14 protein-coding genes are annotated in these 22,427 nt (G+C 68.4%); 2 read left to right on the top strand and 12 right to left on the bottom strand.

The annotated features are described in order from the left end of the window. Positions 1-18: 18 nt before the first annotated feature. The 9 genes from hrpA to AA983_RS14745 form a co-directional block, all read right to left on the bottom strand. Positions 19-3,873 (bottom strand): ATP-dependent RNA helicase HrpA, encoded by a 3,855-nt coding sequence (gene hrpA / locus AA983_RS06400; protein WP_082128764.1) that lies wholly within the window; start codon positions 3,871-3,873, stop codon positions 19-21. Positions 3,874-3,948: 75 nt separating this feature from the next. Beyond that, positions 3,949-5,109: a DUF4185 domain-containing protein gene (locus tag AA983_RS06395; protein WP_197078975.1), complete on the bottom strand. Its 1,161-nt coding sequence runs from the start codon at positions 5,107-5,109 to the stop codon at positions 3,949-3,951. 56 nt (positions 5,110-5,165) lie between these two features. Then, positions 5,166-6,419 carry a DUF445 domain-containing protein gene (locus tag AA983_RS06390; RefSeq protein WP_047311420.1) on the bottom strand — a complete coding sequence of 418 codons (1,254 nt, stop codon included), beginning with the start codon at positions 6,417-6,419 and terminating at the stop codon, positions 5,166-5,168. Positions 6,420-6,442: 23 nt separating this feature from the next. Then, the gene (locus AA983_RS06385) at positions 6,443-7,753 is read right to left on the bottom strand and encodes an McrC family protein (RefSeq protein WP_197078974.1); all 1,311 of its coding nucleotides are present in this window, start codon (positions 7,751-7,753) and stop codon (positions 6,443-6,445) included. A gap of 8 nt (positions 7,754-7,761) precedes the next feature. After that, complete coding sequence (locus tag AA983_RS14750; RefSeq protein WP_052946944.1) at positions 7,762-10,605, bottom strand: McrB family protein; 2,844 nt, start codon at positions 10,603-10,605, stop codon at positions 7,762-7,764. Between the two features lie 190 nt (positions 10,606-10,795). Further along, on the bottom strand, positions 10,796-11,992 hold the full coding sequence (gene serA / locus AA983_RS06375) for a phosphoglycerate dehydrogenase (protein WP_047311418.1): 1,197 nt from the start codon (positions 11,990-11,992) through the stop codon (positions 10,796-10,798). A 170-nt stretch (positions 11,993-12,162) separates the two neighbouring features. Next, entirely contained in the window at positions 12,163-15,084 is a 2,922-nt protein-coding gene (locus AA983_RS06370) for a vitamin B12-dependent ribonucleotide reductase (RefSeq protein WP_047311417.1), read from the bottom strand. A 73-nt stretch (positions 15,085-15,157) separates the two neighbouring features. Further along, a complete protein-coding gene (gene nrdR, locus AA983_RS06365) occupies positions 15,158-15,619 on the bottom strand; it encodes a transcriptional regulator NrdR (protein ID WP_047311683.1) in 462 nt (153 codons plus the stop codon). Positions 15,620-15,866: 247 nt separating this feature from the next. Next, complete coding sequence (locus tag AA983_RS14745) at positions 15,867-16,280, bottom strand: LysM peptidoglycan-binding domain-containing protein (protein WP_197078972.1); 414 nt, start codon at positions 16,278-16,280, stop codon at positions 15,867-15,869. 266 nt (positions 16,281-16,546) lie between these two features. Between AA983_RS14745 and lexA the strand changes: the two genes are divergently transcribed. Next, positions 16,547-17,266, top strand: a complete 720-nt coding sequence (lexA, locus tag AA983_RS06355; protein ID WP_047311416.1) for a transcriptional repressor LexA — start codon at positions 16,547-16,549, stop codon at positions 17,264-17,266. A 13-nt stretch (positions 17,267-17,279) separates the two neighbouring features. Here lexA and AA983_RS06350 read toward each other — a convergent pair whose 3' ends face one another. Next, the gene (locus AA983_RS06350; protein ID WP_047311415.1) at positions 17,280-18,119 is read right to left on the bottom strand and encodes a Sir2 family NAD-dependent protein deacetylase; all 840 of its coding nucleotides are present in this window, start codon (positions 18,117-18,119) and stop codon (positions 17,280-17,282) included. Between the two features lie 69 nt (positions 18,120-18,188). On the opposite strand from AA983_RS06350, the gene AA983_RS06345 reads away from it, so the two are divergent. After that, entirely contained in the window at positions 18,189-19,106 is a 918-nt protein-coding gene (locus tag AA983_RS06345; RefSeq protein ID WP_047311414.1) for a LysR family transcriptional regulator, read from the top strand. Positions 19,107-19,155: 49 nt separating this feature from the next. Here AA983_RS06345 and AA983_RS06340 read toward each other — a convergent pair whose 3' ends face one another. Together AA983_RS06340 and AA983_RS06335 are read right to left on the bottom strand one after the other, a co-directional pair. Further along, complete coding sequence (locus AA983_RS06340) at positions 19,156-21,534, bottom strand: ComEC/Rec2 family competence protein (RefSeq protein ID WP_047311413.1); 2,379 nt, start codon at positions 21,532-21,534, stop codon at positions 19,156-19,158. After that, positions 21,531-22,397 carry a ComEA family DNA-binding protein gene (locus tag AA983_RS06335; RefSeq protein ID WP_231579552.1) on the bottom strand — a complete coding sequence of 289 codons (867 nt, stop codon included), beginning with the start codon at positions 22,395-22,397 and terminating at the stop codon, positions 21,531-21,533. The genes AA983_RS06340 and AA983_RS06335 overlap by 4 nt, the downstream gene beginning before the upstream one ends. Between the last annotated feature and the right edge of the window lie 30 nt (positions 22,398-22,427).

Raw genomic sequence — 22,427 nt, 5'->3', positions numbered from 1 at the left:
TCTCCAACCTAGAGGAGATCAGAGCGCTTCGGCAGCGTCCATCGCCTTGTAGATGCGCTGGGGCGAGACAGGATGAGCCGTGCCGAGACGCTGCGCGAACAGGCTCACGGCGAGTTCCTCGATCATCCAGCGGATGTCGACGACGTCGGCGTCGGTGCGGCGTTCGGGGCGCAGCGCCGCGAGCATGTCCTCGTACTCGGCGCGCACGGTGGCGAGCTGATCGGCTCGGTCGGCGTCCCGCGCGGTGTCGGTGACGCCCTTCGTCACACGCTCGAGCAGCGCGCGGACGTAGACGTCGAGGCGCGGCAAGCGAGCCATGCCGGTCTGCGCGACGAAACCCGGATGGATGAGCGCGACGAGGTGGGCTGCGACGTCGTCGTGCAACGCCTTGGCAGTCGGCGACGTGAGTTTGCCCAGCGCGAGCTCCACCTCGTGCGCGTGCTCGAGCACCGGGGCGAGCCTCTCCGACGCCTCGAGAACGAGCGGTGCCACCTGCTGACGGACCGTGCGCAGCGCCTCCTCGAATTGTTCGGGCGTGCGCACCTCGTGGTTCGGCATCCCCGCGACGACGGAGTCGACCGCCGCGGCGAGCACGTCGTCCATGAGGGCCGTCATCGAACCGTGCGGGTTGTTGCCCAGGGCCAGCTTCTGGCGGTTCGACATCAGACCGAGGATCCGTTTCCACGGCACCTGGGTGTTGAGCAGCAGAAGTCGACGCGTGCCGAGGCGGCTCGCCTGCGTCGCTTCGGAGCGCGTTCCGAGCACCTCGACGGCCACGCTCTCGCCGTGATCGACGAGGGCCGGGTAGCCGGTGATGCGCTGGCGCCCCGTGGTCTTCGTGAAGGTGGACGGCAGGTCGTCGAGGGTCCAGGCGGTGAGGCCTTTTTTCTCGAGGTCGCCGGCGGCCTTGGACATCGACTGACGCAGACGCCCCGCGAGCGCGTCCTGAAGCTCGGCGAGGTGCTTGCCCTCACGCAGTCGTTTGCCCCGAGCGTCCTCCACCCTGAAGGTGACCTTGAGGTGATCGGGCAGGCGGTCGGTGTCCCAACTCCCCTCGGGCACACGCACTTTGGCGAGGTCGAACAGGGCGTCGGCGAGCTCGTCGGTGAACGGACGCTCGCCCGCCGCGCCACCCGCGTCCATGAGTGCGAGCGCCCGGCGCGCATGATCCGGCGCGGGCACGAAGTTGCGGCGCACGTTCTTCGGCAGCGACTTCACAAGGGCGGTGGCGAGTTCCTCACGCATACCGGGCACGAGCCAGTCGAAGCCCTCGTCACTGACCTGGTTGAGCACCGGCAGTGGGATGTGAACGGTCAACCCGTCGGCGTCCGCGCCCGGCTCGAACTGGTACGTCAACCTCAGCTTGAGCTTCCCCTGGCGCCACGACTTCGGGTAGGCCGTCTCGTCCACGGCCTTCGCGTCGTCGGCGACGAGGAAGTCCTCGGTGAAGGTGAGGAGCTCGGGCTCGGTGCGCCGCTTCTCCTTCCACCACCTGTCGAAGTGCGCACCCGAGACGATGGATGCGGGCAGGCGCTCGTCGTAGAAGTCGAAGAGCGTGTCGTCGTCGACGACGAGATCGCGGCGGCGAGCGCGCGCTTCGAGGTCGGCCATGCGGGCCATGAGGCGGGCGTTGTCCTTGAGAAAAGCGTGCTGCGCATCCCAGTCACCCTCGACGAGAGCGTGACGGATGAACAGGTCCCGGGCCGTCTCGGGTTCGAGCGGTCCGAGTGCCACCCGGCGCCCGACGACGAGCGGGACGCCGTAGAGCGTGACGCGTTCGAGCGCGACGGCGGACGCCCGCTTGCGCTCCCAGTGCGGCTCCGCGTGCGAACGCTTGACGAGATGCGCGCCGGCTTTCTCGACCCACAGCGGGTCGACGACGGCGTTGGTGCGCGCCCACATCCGGGTGGTCTCCACGAGTTCGCCCGCCATGACCCAGTCGGGCTGGCGGCGGAAGAGCGTCGATCCGGGCTGGATGGCGAAGCGCGCGTTGCGGGCACCGAGGTACTCACGCTTCTCCCGATCACGCACACCAACGTGACTGAGCAGTCCCGTGAGCAGCGCTTCGTGGATGGCGTTCTCGCTCGCGGCGTTGTCACTCATGAACAGCTTCGCCTGCTTGCAGGCCGCCTTGAGCTGCGTGTGCAGGTCCTGCCACTCCCGAAGGCGCAGATAGTGCAGGTACTCGCGCTTGGCGAGGCGGCGGAAGGCGCTCGAGGAGAGCTCCCGCTGCTGCTCACGCACGTAGTTCCACAGGTTGAGGTAGCCGAGGAAGTCGCTCGATTCGTGCTTGAACCGGGCGTGCTGCTGGTCGGCCTGGGCCTGCGCGTCGGCCGGTCGCTCCCGCGGATCCTGGATCGACATGGCAGCAACGATGATGAGCACCTCGCGCAGCGACCCGTTGGCCGCGGCGGCGACGAGCATCCGCCCCATGCGCGGGTCGACGGGCAGGCGCGCGAGGGTGCGGCCCGTCGGTGTGAGCTTCTTGCGCTGCCCGCTCGCCTTCGTGTCGAGCGCGTGCAGCTCCTCGAGGAGCGCCAGGCCGTCCTTGATCTGACGGGCGTCGGGCGCCTCGACGAAGGGGAAGCGCGCGATGTCGCCGAGTCCGAGCGACGTCATCTGCAGGATGACGCTCGCGAGGTTGGTGCGCAGGATCTCCGGGTCGGTGAACTCCGGACGCGACTCGAAGTCCTCCTCCGAGTAGAGGCGGATGCAGATGCCGTCGGCCACACGTCCGCAGCGTCCGGCGCGCTGCCGGGCCGACGCCTGCGAGATCGGCTCGATGGGCAACCGCTGGACCTTCGTGCGTTGGCTGTAGCGCGAGATGCGAGCCGTGCCGGTGTCGATGACGTAGCGGATGCCCGGCACCGTCAGGGATGTCTCGGCGACGTTCGTCGCGAGGACGATGCGTCGGCCGTTGTGCGGCGCGAACACCTTGTGCTGCTCGGCCGCGGAGAGTCGGGCGTAGAGCGGAACGATCTCGACGTCGTGCCGGGCGCGACCCCAGTCGGCGCCGCGCAAGGCGTCGGCTGCGTCGCGGATCTCACGTTCACCGGAGCAGAAGACGAGGATGTCCTGGCTCGAACCGTCGCCACTGCCGGAACGCCAGAGCTCCTGGGCGGCCTCGACGATGCCGGTGACCTGGTCGATGTCCTCGACCTTGGGCTCGTCCTTGGGTGACGAGGGCGCGATCTCGCGCACGAGTGGGCGGTAGCGCATCTCCACCGGAAACGTCCGCCCGGAGACTTCGATGATGGGCGCCGGGCCCTTGTCGCTGGCGAAGTGCTCCGCGAAGCGCTCCGGGTCGATCGTCGCCGACGTGATGATGACCTTGAGGTCGGGCCGGCGGGGAAGCAGCTGCTTAAGGTAGCCCAGGATGAAGTCGATGTTGAGGCTGCGCTCGTGCGCCTCGTCGATGATGAGGGTGTCGTACTGACGCAGGTCGCGGTCGCGCTGCATCTGCGACAGGAGGATGCCGTCGGTCATGACGCGCACACGCGTCTTCTTCGACGACTCGTCGACGAAGCGGACCTGGTACCCGACGACGTCACCGAGCTCGACCTCGAGTTCCTCGGCGAGACGTTCCGCGACCGAGCGGGCAGCGATGCGTCGTGGCTGCGTGTGCCCGATGGCGCCGCCGAGGCCGCGACCGATTTCCAGGCAGAACTTCGGCAACTGGGTCGTCTTGCCCGATCCGGTCTCACCCGCGACGACGACGACCTGGTGGTCACGGATCGCCTCGATGATCTCCTCGCGAGCCTCGGCGACGGGCAGGTGCGCCGGGTAGTTGAGGACGAACGGAGCGCTCTCCTGCGCGTCAGCTGCGGGAGCCTCGGGTACGGCGGACGGGGACGGATTCACTGAACTGGTCACAGTCCCTCCAGTCTCTCACGGCTCGGCAAGGAGATTTCGGTGGTCAACCCTGCGGCAGAACCGTCAGAGCACCGCTCAGTGCGCCGGTACCTCGAGGAACTTCGGGCGTCCCTTACGCGGATCGGCCAGGAGGTCGGCGAACGACTCGGTGTTGCGCGAGAGCGTGACGAGGAGGTCTCCACTCGGCGTCGCGAGTTCCGGATGCGCGAGCGGCTGGTAGGCGACGACGCCGTCACCTTGGGAGTACGGTTCGGCCACGGCCCGTTCGCCCCGCCAGGGCCCCGACGGGGTGGGCGCGCTCCACACCCCGATGTTCTGCCCGAACTCACCGCCCTGCTTCGACACGAGCACGAAGCGCTCGCCTCGGCGCACGACGGAGAAGGTCTGTGAGACACCCTCGTGCGCGAGAAGGAACGGACGGGCAGCCCCCGCGTCGGTGACGAACGTGCGGCCGTTCCAGAACTGCCACTCCGGGCCGTCGGACAGCTGCGCAAGTCGGGTTCGCGCCACGTACGCGCCCTTTCCGGTGCTGCCCTTGGGCTGCTGGCTGCCGTAGACGTAGACCCAGCCCTCGTCGCCGACGAGCGCCGAACCCCAGTTGATCTGCTCGGCATCAGCGTTGTCGGGCGTCACGTCGAAACGGGTGACGGGCTGCGGCGCGCCGCCACGCTCGACGGCGTAGACGGCCATCGTCATGCCGCGGTAGGAGAAGTCGAAGAGGCCCTCCTTTCCCGGTTCGATCCGGGAGCATCCGACGAGGACGATGTCTGCACCGCGCATCGGCACCGTCATCGCGCTGTTGGGCCAACACACGCGGCGTCCCTCGAATCCGCCGATGACCGGGCCGTTTCCCGGAGCGCGCACCTCGTCGAAGCACCGCCCCGTCCCGACGAGCATGCTGTTGGCGACCACACGCGGGGTCGTGCCCTTCGCCCGTGTGGTGTCGCCGAAGATCCAGAGCACCCGTCCATCGCTGAGCGGGGTCGTCACCCCGACGTCGCCGCTGCGCCAGGTCGCGAGCGACAACGAGGCCATGTCGCTTTCCCGCTCGGCGGACGACGCCCGTGTGACTGCACGTTTCACGGCACTGCACTCGCTGCGCACGAGAGCGTTCGGTGCGGCCGCGAGCGCCTTGTCGGCCCTGTCGAGAAAGGGTCGCGACCCGATGCGATCGGTGGAATCGGGGACGCTGAGCGTACAGCCACCGAAGGCGAGCGTGAGGCCGGTGGCACCCACGAGTGCGACACGGCGACGTCGCACTCGTGTTGGCCTGCTCCGGCGCGGCGTCATCGTCAGGGAAGCAGCTGCGAGACGGCGTGGATGAAGAGGCCGACGAGGCCACCGACGACGGTGCCGTTGATGCGGATGAACTGCAGGTCGCGCCCGACGAACGTCTCGATGCGATCCGACGCGTCCTGGGCGTCCCAGCGCTCGACCGTCGAGGAGATGAGGGTCGTGATCTCGTGGCCGTAACTCGTGACGAAGCTGGCCGCGCCCGACTCGAGGCGTCGCTCCACGGTGGCGCGCAATGCCTCGTCGTGCTGGAGCCGGTCGCCGAGGGCGCGCAGGTGTTCGACCATCCGCTCGCGCAGGGCACCCTGCTCGTCGAGGAGCGCGTCAGTGAGCATGCGGCGTACCGACCCCCACAGGGCGATCGCCGAGTCGGCGACGCTCGGGTGGTCGAGGAAACGCTCCTTGATGTTCTCCGCCTGCTCCTGCGTGCGCTCGTCGTGCTGCAGGTCGTGGGCGGCGCGGGCGAGGAAGGCGTCGATGGCCTTGCGCATGTTGTGGTTCGGGGTGTCGCGCACCTCGGCGAGCCACTTGACGATCTCGAGGTGGATGCGATCGACGACGGCGTCGTCGAGCCACTGCGGTGACCACCAGGGGGCCTTGGCGCCGACGATGCGGGAGACGGCTTCCTTATTCTCGCTCACCCACACGTGCATCTCGGTGACACACACGTCGACGAAACCGTGGTGGGTGCCGTCGGCGACGATGCCCTCGAGCAGGTGACCGGCGAGTTCACCGATGGGTTCGCGGCGCAGTCGCGGCAGGAGGACGGTGTCGAGGAAGTGGCGCACCTCGTCGTCGTCGAGGGTTTCGACGGCGCGACAGAGGGCCGGGGCCGCGTCGGCGACGACACGCTCCGCATTGCCGGGACGCTCGATCCACTCACCGAGGCGGCGTGGAATCTCGGCCTGACCGATACGTTCGGTGACGAGCTCGGGCGTGAGGAAGTTCGAGCCGACGAACTCCTCGAGGCTCTTGCCGAGCTGATCCTTGCGCGTCGGGATGATGGCGGTGTGTGGCACCTTGAGGCCAAGCGGGTGACGGAACAACGCCGTCACGGCGAACCAGTCGGCGACGGCACCCACCATCGCGGCCTCGGAGGCGGCGTTGACATAGCCCCACACGCCGTCTCGGCCGTGCGTCAGGACGAAGACGAGCGCCGCGAACGCCAGCAGGCCCGTGGCCACGAAGCGCATGCGGCGCAGGGCGGCTCGGCGCTGTTCGTCGGATTCGGGAAGGGCGAGGCTCGTCGACACCCCGACAGAATAGCGAGCGTGCGTCAGGCGGCGAGACGCCTCACGGTATCGGCGAGGGAATCGAGCTGTTGCTGGATCTCGGGCCAGGTCTGTTCGAGGTCGATGTGGCGCGCGTGGACGTCGGTTCCGGTGCCGGGCATCCGGATGCGTGAGGCCGGACGGCGCGCCGCGTGGGCGTAGACGACGAGGGCGTTCGCGAGACCGAGGGACGAGGCCTGGACAACGACGGGGAAGAACGTGGCGGCGTCGTTCGCGATGGCCGTCATCGCCGAAGCGGCCGCTCCGCGGGATCGGGTGCCGGTCGTGGCGCCGAACGACGTCGGCATCGCGCTGCGCTGCAGGGCGCGGGCCGTCACGTCGGAGGTGACGGCGTCCGGCGTGCCGAGGTGGTAGCAGGTGCCGAGCACGAGCACCGGACCGCGCGGGCCACTGACGAGAACGTCGGCGTTGGCCTGCACCCCACTCGACTCCCCCGGGTCGAGCTGTTCGGTCTGTTCGACACGCAGCCCGGGCCACAGACGCGAGCGCAGCTCACCGGCCACGAAGCGCAGGAAGACGTACTCGACGTCGAGCAGGAACGCGTGCGCCTGCTGTACGCCCTCCTCGTGCCGGATGGCGAAACCGTCGAGCGCGAGACGCGCGAGGTCGAGCGCCTGTTCGTAGTGCTCGTTGAGTCGCGTGATGACGATGTCGGTTGCGCGCTCGGCGGCGGACGGCGAGCCGACGCCCTCGAAGCGGGCGAGCAGTTCGACGGCTCGACGCCGAGTGGACGGCGACAAGCCGTGACCCGTGAGGATGACGCGCACCGCGGCGGCGAGGACGCGGTTCTCCTCGATGTCGGCCGTGAAGTCGTCGTAGCGGCACTCGGGCTGCGCAGCGGTCCACGGACGTCGGGCGATCTCCTCGACGAGCAGGCGCCCCCGGATCGTGGCGAGTGGTTCCTGACGCGACTGGTAACCGTGCAGAAGGCCGCGACGGGTGGCCGCTTCGATGGCCCGCAGGACCGCGAGCGCTGACCCGTCGAGCAGTTCGTCACTCGCGAAACCGCTCGTGCCCTGCCCCCAGACGACCTCGTCGCCGAGGCCGGCCAGCATCGCGAAGAGCGAGTGCATCGGCGCGGCCGGAGTAATACGGATCTGCAGGCCCGGCACGCTGATCGATCCGACCCATGACGTCGTCTCGAGGACGACCGTCTGCGGGTCGGCGGTGGCGAGCACCTTGACCTTGTCGTCGGCGACGGCGAAGAGGGCGCTGCGCCCTTCGGCGCTCAGGCGGACCGGTGCGGAGCGGGCATGCTCACCGACGACGACCGTCTGCACCTGTTCGCCGGCCACCGCCTCGGTCATCCGCCGTCGCGCGCCGTGGCGCTGTCGGAGGCGGCCTCCGCACGAGCGGCTTCGCTGTGGCGCGCCTCGACGGCGTCCCACGTGAACGTGGCGAGCACATCCTCGCGGCCGTAGAGCTGGTCCTCGATGAACGGGTAGATGCCGTACTGCCACACCCGGCGCAGCTTCTCGTCGTCGAGATCGGTCGACATGAAATGGCTGTGACCGATCTGCAGGTGCGGGCCGCGCAGGATCTGACGCAGTTCGTCGTTCACGCGGTCGACGAGACCGGCCACCCACACGGGGCCGTCGTTCTTGGCGAGCCAGCGCGCGAGCAGTCCCTCCATCGGACCCTCGTGCGGCATGAACGGCAGGCAGTGGAAGCGACGACGCAGCGCCGCGTCGACGAGCGCGATGGACCGGTCGGCCGTGTTCATCGTGCCGATGAAGTACAGGTTCGCCGGCAGCTGGAAGCCTTCGTCGGGGCGGTAGCTCGTCATGACCGAGTGGGAGCGGTACTCGAGCAGGAAGAGCAGTTCACCGAAGACGCGCGGCAGGTTGGCGCGGTTGATCTCGTCGATGATCATGACGTGCGGCGTCGTCGGGTCGGTCTCGGCCGCCTCGGCGAGCAGCGCCAGCGGGCCCTTGCGCAGTTCGTAGACCATCGCGCCGCCGGCGTCGAGGCGCGGGCGATAGCCCTCGAAGAAGTCCTCGTAGGAGGTCGAGGGGTGGAACTGGACGATGGCGCGCTTGGCGGGGTCCGGCTGGAGCGCGGCGGCGAAGCGCTGCGCCATGAACGTCTTGCCGGTACCGGGCGGGCCGTAGAAGATGACCTGCTTCTTGTCCTTGAGCAGGCCGTCGATCTCGCGCACGAACTCCTCGTCGACGAGCAGGTCGGCGGCGGCCTCGGCGAGCAGGTCGCGCTCGGGGTCGATGCTCGATTCACCAGTGCGCAGCAGCCAGTGGGCGAACTGGGCCTGACCCCACGGATCGGCGGGCAGGAGGGGCTCGAGCTTGGCACGCAGACGATCGCCCGCGAGGACGTGCAGGCGTCCGCGCGAGAGCTCACGGCGGCGCGGCAGCGACACGTCGAGGGCCTGCGCCATGGCCACCTTGCCGTCGCGTCCGGCCATCGCGTAGACGGGCAGGTAGCGGTGCGGGTGCGCGATGGCGAGCAGCTTCATGACGACGGACTCGTCGAGTGCCACGTCGTCGGAGTTCGTGGGCGCGAGGGCCGCATCGATGCGGTCGGCGTCGTCACCTTCGCCCCACAGCAGGTGCGTCAGGGTGCGCGAGAGGTTCTCCAGGCCCTGCGCGTCCAGCGCGGCGAGGCGGGCGTCGAGGACCGAGTGCGTGCCGGTGGAGCCGTACGCTCCCCCGGCGATGATGCGCCGGAACGTCGTGAGGTCGAACGCCGCGAGCGCCTCGGGCTCCAACGACGCGGCGAACTCACGGCGTCGTTCGATGTGCCACTGGTCGCGCTCGGCCGGGTACGGACGCTCGGCGAGGAACGTGCGCAGGGCGACGGCGAGTTCCTCGTCGACGCCGGCGCCGCGTGTGTCGGCGCCACGCATCATGTCGACGAGCGGCATGAGGCGACGAACCGTCTCCTCGATCTCGTCTCCGAAGTCGATGCGTCCCACTCCTTTGGGATGCGGGAACCAACACCCCACGAAGACGTCGCCGCCCTCGTAGGTGTCGCCCGTCGGACGCAGACGGTCCGACGACGAGCTGGGCGCCACGTGGATGAACTCGAGGCCTTCGGGAAGGTCATCGTCGAGGCGCGTGCCGAGCGCTTCGTGACGCGCGGAGCTCGAGGCGCCCTCCCACCCGGAGACCAGACCGACGGCGATGCCGGAGCGCGTGAGCCAGACCCGGATGCCGGGTGCGCCACCGCTGCTCGCAGGCAGCAGCCACGTCGTGTGCGAGTCACAGCGGTACGCGGCGCGTGCCGTCGTTTCGGTACGGGTCTGCAGGCTCGTCTCCGCGAGGTCGACGCCGGTGACACGCTCGAGCGCCTTGTGCAGGGTGCGCGCGACGAGGGCGGCGTGACCACGCAGCTGCAGCGCAAGGGATGCAGCGCGTGCCTCGTCCTCGGCGGCGGCGTAGCCGACACCGGGGGTGTACGTGGCGTGCAGGCGAGCGGCTTCCTCCGTGAGGGCGGGCAGTGCCTCGCCGAAGCCGACGAACGAGGGGTCGTCACCGAGGTGGCTGACGACACGCTGGGCGATGTGCGACTGCCCGGGCGCGAAGGCACGTGCGAGGTCGACGAACGCGACGTAGCGCTCCGCATGGGTGAGATGACGGCCCATCCATCCCAGGGTCTGGAACGTGTCCGATCCACCCGGCCACAGGATCGGCCAGTCGGCCTCCGTGTCCGTGGCCCACATGAGCGACAGCAACGACGGAATGCGTGAAAGGTCCGGGCCTGCTCCCCCCACGGTCTCCTCGACGAGACGGATCGCGGCCGTGGCTTCGTCGTAGGACGTGGGCGTGTGCAGCGCCCAGGCCAGAGCCGCCTCGAGTTCACTGCGTCGGCCCTCACAGTGGGCCACGACGCGCGGCAGCCAGTGCCGTGCCAGCGACACGGCAGCCGAGTACGGGCCGGGACGAGCGGCCCACTCCTCCAGACGGGACGTGAAGAGGTCGACGTCCGGCGAGCGCATCATGTCGGCGATGAACTCACGCGCCTCGCCGCACCGCACGGGAGCGAGGGCGTCGAGCTGGTGCCAGGACCCGACGAACACCGGATCCGCTTCGGCCCGAGCTCGCATGAGGTCGAACGTGCTCGCCCACCGGGCGAGGTCGAGCCGACGCTGAGCGGCTTCCGCTTCGTCAGGCTGCGGCGCGTGCACGTCCATCGGTTACCTGTCGTCCGTTCGTCGTGAAGGCTTCGTACGCGGCCTCGAGGTGAGGTCTCGTCACCGAGGCAGCGGAATCCATCCTACGTCGCAGCACGACATGGGACGCCCGTCCGACTCCTCCGGTCCTCGGGCGTTCCCCGGGCGCTTCGCCGCACGGCGGAAGGCCCGGGGCGCCTCGTCAGGCCCCTCAGTTGACGACGCGCAGACGGATCGTCTCCGGCATCGACTGCAGCTGGTCGAGCAGCGCCTCGGGCAGCTGGGAAACGACGTCGGTGACGACGTAGCCGCTCTCGGCCGAGGTGTCGAGCATCTGGCCCTCGATGTTAACGCCGTGCTCGGCGAGGATGCCGTTCATCCGGGCCAGGACGCCGGGGACGTTCTGGTGGAAGTGGATGAGGCGGTGCTGGCCGGGACGCTCGGGCAGGTTGAGCGAGGGCAGGTTGACGTTGAGCGTCGTCGAACCGCGCTGGATGTAGTCGCGCAGCTTCGCGGCGACGAAGCGACCGATGTCCTCCTGCGCCTCCTCGGTCGAGCCGCCGATGTGCGGTGTGAGGACGACGTTCGCGAGGCCCTGCAGGGGCGAGCTGAACGGTTCGCCCTTCGACTTGGGCTCCTCGGGGAAGACGTCAACGGCCGCACCGGCGATGTGACCGGACTCGAGGTGCGTCTTGAGCGCGTCGTAGTCGACGACGAAGCCGCGCGAGAGGTTGAGGAACAGCGCCCGCGGACGCATGGCTGCGAACTGCTCGGCGCCGAAGAAGCCGGCGTTGCCGGAGCGACCGTCGACGTGCAACGTGACGACCTCGGCAACGGACAGCAGTTCCTCGAGGGAGCTGCAGCGCGTGGCGTTACCCAGCGCGAGCTTGTCGTCGGTGTCGTAGAAGTAGACCTTGAAACCGAGCATCTCGGCGACGACGGACAGCTGGGAACCGATGTTGCCGTACCCGACGATGCCGAGGCGGCGACCGCGCACCTCGTGGCTGCCCTTGGCGTCCTTGAACCAGACTCCGTCGTGCAGCGCGCGGTCCTTCTCGGTGAGACGGCGGGCCATGATGATGATTTCGGCGATGGCGAGCTCGACGACCGAGCGCGTGTTGGAAAACGGCGCGTTGAACACGACGACGCCCTTCTGCGCTGCCACGGCGAGGTCGATCTGGTTCGTGCCGATGCAGAAGGCTCCGATGGCCTCGAGGCTCGGCGCGTTCTCGAGGACGCGGGCCGTCACCTCGGTCTTGGAGCGGATGCCGAGCAGCTGAACACCCTCGAGCGCCTCGATGAGCTCGTCCTCGTCGAGAGCCCCGACGCGGGTCTCGACCTCGAAACCGGCATCACGGAGCAAGGACTCACCGAGGGGGTGGACGTTCTCGAGCAGCAGTGCCTTCACAGGGAGAGTTCCTTTCCGGTGTGGCGGTTGCGCCCGCCAATGAGGTCGCGGGCTGCTCACATCATGAGACAGCACCGGGCGCCGCGGACGCCGACGCATCTCACGAAATAAGACGAGTGCGGGGCGCCGCCCCGAAGGACGACGCCCCGCACTCGATCAGGGCTGAGCGATCAGCTGCAGCCGGAGGTGCTTCCGCAGCCCTCGCAGACGTAGCAGGAGCCGGCGGGACGCATCTTCGTGCCGCAGGTCATGCACATCGGGGCGTCGGCTGCCTTGCCCTGGAACTTCTCCATGAGCTCGGCCGAACTGTGGATCTCGGAGCCGACCTCACGGGCGGAGGCCGCACCGGAACCGGACTTCACCTCGTCGGCGTGCTCCTCCGTGGAGGTGGCAGCTACCGGACGCTCACCGCGTGCCGCCGCCGGGGCGACGGACTGCGAGTTGGACTCGGCGTCGAACGGCTCGTCGTCGCTCTCGATCGGCGTGTAGGAGCCGGTCTCGAGCTGGCGAGCGCGCTCCTCGGCCGTGTGGATGCCCATGAAAGAACGCGTGTCGAAGTCGAGGTAGTCGAGCGCCAGGCGGCGGAAGACGTAGTCCATGATCGACTGCGCCATACGCACGTCCGGGTCGTCCGTCATACCGGCCGGCTCGAAGCGCAGGTTCGTGAACTTCTCGACGAACGTCTCGAGCGGCACGCCGTACTGCAGGCCGATCGACACGGCGATGGAGAACGCGTCCATGACACCGGCGAGCGTCGAACCCTGCTTACCGAACTTGAGGAAAAGCTCACCGAGATCGCCGTTCTCGTACGTGCCGGCGGTGAGGTAACCCTCCGCGCCACCCACGGCGAACGACGTCGTCTGCGACGAGCGACGCTTCGGCAGGCGCTTGCGCACGGGGCGGTACTCGACGATCTTCTCGACCGGCGTCTCGGCGACGGTCTCCGTGGCCGTCGCGGGCTCGGAGCTCTTCTCGTTCTTGCCCGACGAGAGCGGCTGGCCGACCTTGCAGTTGTCACGGTAGACGGCGATGGCCTTGAGACCGAGCTTCCAACCCTCGAGGTGCACCTCGGCGATGTCCTCGACCGAGGCCGACTCCGGCAGGTTGACCGTCTTGGAGATAGCACCCGACAGGAACGGCTGGCAGGCGGCCATCATGCGGACGTGGCCCATCGGGGAGATGGCGCGCGCACCCATGGCGCAGTCGAAGACCTCGTAGTGCTCCGGCTTGAGGCCGGGAGCGTCGATGACGTGGCCCTTGTCGGCGATGTGCTCGACGATCGCCTCGATCTGCTCTTCCTGGTAGCCGAGCTTCTTCAGCGCGCGCGGAATCGTCTGGTTGACGATCTGCATCGAACCGCCGCCGACGAGCTTCTTGAACTTCACGAGCGAGAAGTCCGGCTCGATACCGGTGGTGTCGCAGTCCATCATGAAGCCGATGGTGCCGGTGGGCGCGAGGACGGAGGCCTGCGCGTTGCGGAAGCCGCCCTTCTCACCGTTCTCGACGACGTCGGCCCAGGCCTTCGTCGCGAGCGCGTGGATGTCGCTGGCCATGGCGCCCATGTCCTTGTGCGAGGCGAGCTCGTCGTTCGCGGCACGGTGCTTGCGCATGACGCGGTTGTGAGCGTCGGCGTTGCGGGCGTAACCGGCGTACGGTCCGACGACGGAAGCTATCTCGGCGGAGCGCTTGTAGGCGGCACCCGTGAGCAGCGACGTGATGGAACCGGCCAGCGCACGGCCGCCGTCCGAGTCGTAGCCGTGGCCGGTGGCCATGAGGAGCGCACCGAGGTTGGCGTAACCGATGCCGAGCTGGCGGTAGTCGACCGTCGTCTTGCCGATGGACTCCGTCGGGAAGTCGGCGAAGCAGATGGAGATGTCCATCGCCGTGATGACGAGCTCGACGACCTTCTGGAAGGTGACGGCGTCGAACGTGTCGTCGTCCTTGAGGAACTTCAGGAGGTTGAGCGAGGCCAGGTTGCAGCTGGAGTTGTCGAGCGACATGTACTCCGAGCACGGGTTGGACGCCGTGATGCGGCCCGTCTCCGGGTTCGTGTGCCACGCGTTGATCGTGTCGTCGTACTGCACACCCGGGTCGGCGCACTCCCACGCGGCCTTGTTGATCTTGTCGAACAGCTCGCGGGCGTCGACCGACTCGATGACCTCACCCGTGTCACGGGCACGCAGGCCGAAGGTTGTGCCGTCCACGACGGCCTTCATGAACTCGTCGCTGACACGAACGGAGTTGTTCGCGTTCTGGTACTGCACGGAGACGATGTCGCGGCCACCGAGGTCCATGTCGAAACCGGCGTCACGCAGCGCACGGATCTTGTCCTCCTCGCGCGCCTTCGTCTCGATGAACTCCTCGATGTCCGGGTGGTCGACGTCGAGGACGACCATCTTGGCCGCACGACGCGTGGCGCCGCCGGACTTGATGGTGCCTGCCGAGGCGTCGGCGCCGCGCATGAACGAGACCGGGCCGGAGGCGGTGCCACCGGAGGACAGCAGCTCCTTCGAGGAACGGATACGCGAGAGGTTGAGGCCGGCACCGGAGCCGCCCTTGAAGATGAAGCCCTCTTCCTTGTACCAGTTGAGGATCGAGTCCATCGAGTCGTCGACGGACAGGATGAAGCACGCGCTGACCTGCTGCGGGCTCGCCGTACCCACGTTGAACCACACCGGCGAGTTGAACGAGAAGACCTGGTGCAGCAAGGCGTACGTGAGCTCGTGCTCGAAGATCTCGGCGTCGGCGTCGGACGCGAAGTAGCCGTTGTCCTTGCCGGCCTTCGTGTACGTGAGCACGACGCGGTCGATGAGCTGCTTGAGCGACTTCTCGCGAGCGTCCGACCCCAGCGCGCCACGGAAGTACTTCGTCGTGACGATGGTGGAGGCGTTGAGCGACCAGAAGTCGGGGAACTCGACACCACGCTGCTCGAAGATCGTCTCGCCGGTCTTCCAGTTCTGCTGGACGACGTCACGCAGCTCCCAGGTCACCGCGTCGTAGGGGTGGACGCCCGGGGTGGTGAAGATCCGCTCGATCGTGACGCCGTTGTTCCGGCGACCCGACTTGGCTCGAGCCTTCGTGGTCTCGGTCATGACCGCATGCCTCCTGGCACTTCTCGTGGGTTTGGTGTGGTGTGTCGTGAAGTAGGGGGTGAGCCGGTGGAGCTCAGCCGGCGTCGCGCAGAGCGTGCCTGCGCAGGTCGGCGACGGCGTCCTCGAAGTCAGTCAGTGACTCGAAGGCCTGGTAGACGGACGCGAACCGCAGGTACGCGACGTGGTCGAGTTCGCGCAGCGGGCCGAGGATCTCGATGCCGACATCGTGGGCGTCGATCTCCGCAGCCCCCTTGGAGCGGATCGACTCCTCCACCTGCTGAGCGAGGACGGCGAGCTGATCGTCGGAAACCGGGCGGCCCTGGCAGGCCTTGCGCACGCCCGACATGACCTTGTCGCGAGAGAAGGGTTCGCTCACACCGGAGCGCTTGACGACCGTGAGGCTCGCGGTCTCGACGGTGGAGAAACGCTTGCCGCAGTCGGGGCACTGGCGGCGACGCTTGATGCAGGTGCCGTCCTCGGTCGAACGGGAGTCGACCACACGGGAGTCGGCGTTGCGGCAGAAGGGACAGTGCACGTGCCACGCCTCTCGATCGCAGGATTCCACCGCCTCGTGACGGTATGAACCCCAACACCGGCATCGCGGGAATTCTTCCGCAAACAACCACATGTTGGGGGCATTAGGGCGCCTGTGCCCTACATCTAGGAATCCTAGGTTGCGTTGGCGACCGCTCGCAACCGTGTCGGCAAACCCGGCGCACCAACCCCAGCAATGACGCGGAAAAGATGTGCGGCTCGCCCCAGCGACACGCCGAGGGGGCCGCTCAGCCTGCCGGAACGAGAATTCGCTGGCCGGCCTGAACGTGCATCGAGCTCATGTTGTTGGCCTCCTGGATGGCCACCACACCACGGTCGTTACGCAAGGACGGCAGCTCACGGGCGGCGATCTGAGAAAGGGTCTCCCCGTCCTTCACCGTGACCGACGTCGCGCCACCGGCAGGGTTAGCTTCGGCCACGGCCTTGGCCGCAAGGAGGCCACCGCCGACGAGAACCAGAAGCGCCAGAAGGGCAGCGAAGCGACGGCGAGCGAGAACGGCACGACGCGTCAACGGGGCGCGCCGCGTGCTACGACCACCCTCGAGGGAATCGACGACCGCAGGCCCCGACGGAACGAGGTGCAGGTGACGACGAGGGCTCGGCGCGACCGCCGGGACGTCCAGACTGGGCACAGCACTCATGTTCATTCCTCCTGACTCGGCGCGGATGCATCGAACATCCGTGCGATAGAACAACTGTACGACACAAACGTTCGAAAGCAAGGCCGTCGGCGGCGTGTTTCTCGTACATGTTTGCGAAAACTGTGTACGGTGGTGCCTACGTTGATCCCGAACGCTCACACCGAATCAGCGGCCACCGACAACCCCGGAATTCCGGGGAGAATCAGGGCTCCGCACCGAGGTCCGCGTCCGCGAGATCACTGTTTTCGTCGATGTGAGGAGACGCCATGGGTGAGGTCCACTCCATGAACAACCGCGCGAAGGGCAAACTGACCCCGCGACAGCAGAAAGTGCTCACCGTCATCCGGCGCTCGGTCGACGAGCGCGGTTACCCGCCGAGTCTGCGCGAGATCGGTGAGGCCGTCGGGCTGACGAGCCCGAGCTCCGTCGCACACCAGCTCGCCACGCTCGAGCGCAAGGGTTACCTGCGTCGCGACCCCAACCGCCCTCGCGCCATGGAGGTCGTCTCCCCCGACGACGGCGCCGACACCCGCGGTTACCGCGGAGGCACCTCGGTGCGTGCAGCGTCCGAGAGCACGTACGACGAGACCGACTCGGGCAACGAGCGTCCGCAGGCCTCCTTCGTCCCCGTCGTCGGACGCATCGCCGCCGGCGGGCCGATCCTGGCCGAGCAGGCCGTCGAGGACGTGTTCCCCCTCCCCCGTCAGATCGTCGGTGACGGCGAACTGTTCCTGCTCAAGGTTGTCGGCGACTCGATGATCGAAGCCGCCATCTGCGACGGCGACTGGGTCGTCGTGCGCCAGCAGCCGGAGGCGTCCAACGGTGAGATCGTGGCTGCGCTGCTCGACGGCGAGGCCACCGTGAAGACGTTCAAGCGCACGAACGGCAAGACGTGGCTCCTGCCCGCGAACGAGAACTACGAGCCGATCGACGGCGACGAAGCCAGCATCATGGGCAAGGTCACGGCGGTGCTGCGCAGCGTCTGACTCTCGCCCACCCTCACGTCGTCGCGTTCGCCTCGGTCTGCACCTGCAGGCCGAGGCGTTCGCATGTCGCGGTGAGGGTGGCACCAAGCGGTTCGTGTAGCACGAGATCGGCGCGCTCCGAACCGCGCATGCTTCCCAGACCGACCAGGGCCACGGGCTTGCCCGCCTTGAGCGCCGCCGAGACGAACCGGAAGCCCGACATCACCTTGAGCGAACTTCCGAGAACGAGAACCGCCCGTGACAGTTCGAGCTGCGCGTAGCAGTGCTCAACCGTCGCGGTGGGCACGCTCTCGCCGAACATCACGACGTCGGGCTTGACGACGAGCGAATCACAGTGCGGACAGGCCACGAGAACGAACGCATCCTCTGCACTCCGGGCAACCTCGGCGTCTCCGTCGGCCAACAGGGCCACGTCGCGCGGGAGGTTCGGGTTGGCGTCGCGGATGCGCCCCTGGAACTCGGCTCGATCCGAGCGGCTGCCGCACTCGACGCACTGCACCGAGGAGAGCGAACCGTGCAGTTCGAGGGCGTCCGCTCCGGAGGCCGCATGAAGACCGTCGACGTTCTGCGTCACGAGGTGTTGCACGAGACCTGCGCGCTGCAAGGCTGCAACAGCGTGGTGGCCGCCGTTGGGCCGAGCCGCGGCGAAACGTTCCCACCCGACGGCGCTGCGAACCCAGTAGCGTCGGCGCGCGTCGTCCCCGCTGAGGAACTGCTGGAACGTCATGGGAACCGTTCGGCGGGTGCCGTCAGGCTTGCGGTAGTCGGGAATGCCCGACTCGGTCGAGAGACCCGCCCCGGTGAGCACGAACAGGTCGCCCTGCGCGACGAACTCCGCCAACGCTGCAGTCACAGGTGGCCCCTCTCATTCGAGAATCGATAGAAACTACAACATCCGATAACGCCGGGTTATTCTCTACGGATGATCGACGCCGCCGGCCTTCGGGTCATGAAAGCCATTGCCCAGGAGGGTAGCTTCACCGCTGCCGCTGCTTCCCTGGGCTACTCCCAGCCTGCCGTGTCCCAGATGGTGCGCCGCTTGGAGGACAAGACGGGCACGGCTCTCGTCGAGCGCCTCGGACGTTCGGTGCGTCTGACCGAGGCGGGCCACGTGCTCGCCCGCACAGCCACTCCGGTGCTCGCCGCTCTCGAGGCGGCGGAGGGCGAAGTGGCCTCGATCGCCGGCCTGAGGGCGGGACGAGTGCGCCTCATGGCCTTCCCCTCGGCCTCGTCGACCGTCGTCCCACGAGCGCTGTCGCTCGTCAAGCAGCGCTACCCCGACGTTCAGGTCACCTTCGCGGAAGCGGAGCCGCCGGAGTCACTCGCGGCGCTTCGGGCGGGAGATTGCGATGTTGCAGTCGCGTTCTCCTACGACGGCGACGAGATCGCGGCACACGCGGAGGATCTCGAGGGGCTCACCACGCTCGACCTGCTCGAGGACGAGGTGCGCCTCGCCGTACCGGCCGATCACCCGTTTGCCGGAAGGGGCTCCGTGTCGATGGAGGAGCTCGAGTCCGCGTCGTGGATCGCCGGATGCCCGCGCTGCCGGGGCCACCTGCTCTCGCTCGCCACCTCGGCGGGTTACACCCCTGACGTCGCGTTCGAGACCGAGGACTACGTCACCGTGCTCGGACTCGTGGCCGAGGGGTTGGGCGTGGCCCTCATCCCGGAGCTCATCCTGCGTTCGACCCAGCACCCCCGCGTGGCCACCATCGCCATCGAGCCGGCGAGCCGTCGTTCGGTTCTGGCTGTCACCACGCCCGACCTCCAGCGTGTGCCGGCGGTCAAGGCCACCCTCGACGCGCTGCGGGAAGCAACCGACGCTCTGCCGAACCTGTAGCCGGTTCCCTCCGGCTCGCGAGTGGAATCTCCTGCGACTCTCACCGGTGTCATCTCTGCGGTTCGACCGTGAGCGATCTACCGACGGGTACGACGTCGAGGTCTCCTGAAAGGTCCGTTCGGTAGACGGCTGTTCCGCTCTGGGCGAGTAACGACAGGAGCGATTCCTTCGGGTGTCCGTAATCGTTGCCCTCCCCCACCCCGATGAGGCCGACCCGCGCCGAAGCCGCCCGATAGAGCCCGGCACTCTGGTTCGCGCTGCCGTGGTGAGCTATCTTGACGAGGTCGTAGGGACGCGACGCTGCTCGGCGCGTCACCTCCCCGATGCACGCGGCCTGCGCCTCCCGTTCGACGTCGCCGAGCATGAGCGCATGCACGCTCGGCGTCGCCACATCGAGCACGAGGGAAGCATTGTTGACCGGCGAACCCGCCGCCAACGCTCGGCGTGGCCAGAGGACGTCGAGCACGGCGTCACCGACACGGACCTGCTGACCCGGTGCGAGGCGTTGCGCAACCTTCCCGTAACGGCGCAACACCTGCCTCGTCTGGGCATCGGCATCCCTCTCCCCTCGGCCACCACGAGGGCTCGAGCTGTGGCTCGTCAGCCACGTCACGAAGACCTCGACCGACGGCTGCCGCTCGAGTACGGCCCCGAGACCATCGACGTGGTCGGCATGCAGGTGCGTGAGCACGACGGCGTCCACACGCGTCACGCCGTGACGATCGAGGCACCCGGTGACGTCCCCTTCCTCGGGTCCGGTGTCGACGAGGATCGCCGCCTGCTCACCGGTGCGTACCAAGGCGGCATCTCCCTGCCCGACGTCGCACTGGGCATACAGCCACCCCGGATCTGCGCGTCCCTCTCCGGGGATCGGAAGCCACAGGGCCGCGGGGACGAGCGCCACCAACGTGACGGATGCCCACCCTCGAAGGCCGAGCCACGGGACGATTCGCCACCCGAACAGGAGCGCCGCGAGGAGGACGACGGCCAGCACGATGCCGGGCGCCCCGCTCGGCCACGGCAACGAGCCCCCTGGCACGGACGCGGCGACGTGGGCAATCGTGGAAATGACCCAGGCGGGAAGACCCGCCGCCCACACGAGCAGATCGGCCAGAGCCGGGACGAGTGGTGCCACGAGCAGAACGACCATCCCCGCGAGCGTGGCCGGTGCGACGAAGGGCTCCGCGAGAACGTTCGCCGGCAGGGAAACGAGCGACACGGCACCACTCAGCGCCACGAGGATGGGCAAGCACAGCGCCTGGGCGGCGACGGGAATGAGACACAGTTCGATCGCGTGGGTCAGCTTCGACGACGGCGTTTGCGGCAACCGTTCCATCAGGGCGTTCGCCCATCGCTTCGCGAAGAGCACGAGGCCGAGCGTGGCGAGCGCCGAGAGCGCGAACCCCGCACTCACGGCGAGCCACGGATCCCACATGAGGAGCAGCGTGATGGCCGCCCCGAGCGCCGGGCAGGCAGCTTTCGGTCTGCCCCACGACGTGCCGAGCAACCCGACGATGCCCATCGCTCCGGCACGGACAACGCTCGGATCCGGATGGCACACGAGCACGTAGAGGAGGACGACAAGAAGAGCCGCCACTGTGCGGGCGCGCCGACGCAGACCAGACCAGGACAGACACCACGACGCCGCGACGAGCACAATGGTGACGTTCGACCCGCTCACCGCGTTGAGGTGCGACATGCCCGTGACGCTCATGTCGTCGTTCAACTCGGCCGGGATCGCGGCGACGTCACCGACGACGAGAGCCGGCACGAGGCCGCCCGGGTCGTCCGGGAGGTTTCGAGCCGCGTGCGACAGACCCCGGCGCAAGACTTCGAGTTGTGCGATGACCGGTGGCGACCCGTCAAGGACATGAGGTCCACCGCGCGCCACGAGCAGCGCCTGGGCAGACCCGAGCCGTTCCGAGGGCGCGAGTCTGCCCTTCACATCGAGCCGAGCTCTCCACGGCACGGTCCGCCACCGTCCGTCACCGATCAGGACGACCGGCGTCGCCACGTCGACCCGCGTTCCGCGGGCCTGGACTCGGTGCACGGTGAGGGGAACGAGATACCGCGTCTCCGCAGCGCCCGGCCCCTTAGGTTCAAGGGCGCGGGGTTGCCCCGTGACGACGGCCTCGAACGTTCCGCTGGCTCGTTCGGCCGCCAACTCGGCGAGCGGCCCCTGACGTTGGTGAGCGAGTTGTCCTCCGGCCGCCGTGGCGATCAGCGCCGTGACGACCGCACAGAAGGCAACGCCCACGACGAGCGCGCGCCGAACCCGCGACAGGAACAGTGCTCCCCCCAGCGCTGCGGCGGCGAGCGCCACCACGACGACCTCGGTGGCCGAGGCTCGTAGCGCGAGCAACACGGCGAGCACGCCCCAGCCACAACATGCCGCGCCGAGCAGCCGGAGGTCGTGCTCGCTCCTCACACCGTGACCTTGGAGCGCAGCCGCTCCAGGGCCTTGTCACCGATGCCGCTGACCTCACCCAACTCCTCGACGCTCGAGAATCGGCCGTGTTCCGTGCGCCAGTCGAGGATTCTCTGCGCGAGGACCGGCCCCACTCCGGGCAGGGTGTCGAGCGCGGCCGCGTCGGCCGTGTTGAGATTGACGAGGGCGGACGCCCCTGCAGAGGCCCCCGGGGTTCCCGGTGTGATGGCCGCTGCACCCGATGACGGTTGACCACCCGCCGGAGCCGCGGGCGGGCTGGGAACCGGCGGGGACTCCCCCGGCCTCGGCACGATGACCTGCTCTCCGTCGGCGAGTGGCCGCGCGAGATTGATGCCGGAAGCATCGGCTCCCTTCAGCCCACCGGCTGCCCTGACGGCGTCCTCGACCCTGGCGCCCGGTGTGACCGTGACGACGCCGGGAGTGCGCACCGCCCCGACGACGTGGATGTTGAGCGCCGACGGCGACGCCGCCGCGGCGGGGGTGGCCGCTGTCGAGGCAGGGTTCGTGGGCGCCGCGGCAGCGCCCGATGAGGTGCTCGACACCGTGGCACGCCCCGCGACCTGCAGCGGTTTGGCTGAAGAGCCTGTTGCGGCGCTCGATGTGTCCGGCGTGAGCATGACACGCACCCCGAACACGAGAGCAGCCAGCAGTGCACACAGTGCAACCACGACAACGGCCGTGCGTGACGGCGCCCAGCGAGCCTCGTCGAGCGGAGCAGGAGGGCGGATGAGCCGTCGGGGCGTGCGCTCCGGCTCAGGGGTCCACGCGGGTTCGCGACGTGCCCGTTCGATCTCCGCGAGCACTTCGTCGAGCCGGTCGTCACTATCGTGTCGAGTCGTCATGGCGTGACGCTACGAAGGCCTCCGGAGTGA

It is taken from the genome of Dermacoccus sp. PE3 (assembly GCF_001021715.1).
Classification (GTDB): domain Bacteria; phylum Actinomycetota; class Actinomycetes; order Actinomycetales; family Dermatophilaceae; genus Dermacoccus; species Dermacoccus abyssi.
This window is presented reverse-complemented; position numbering and strand designations above follow the sequence as displayed.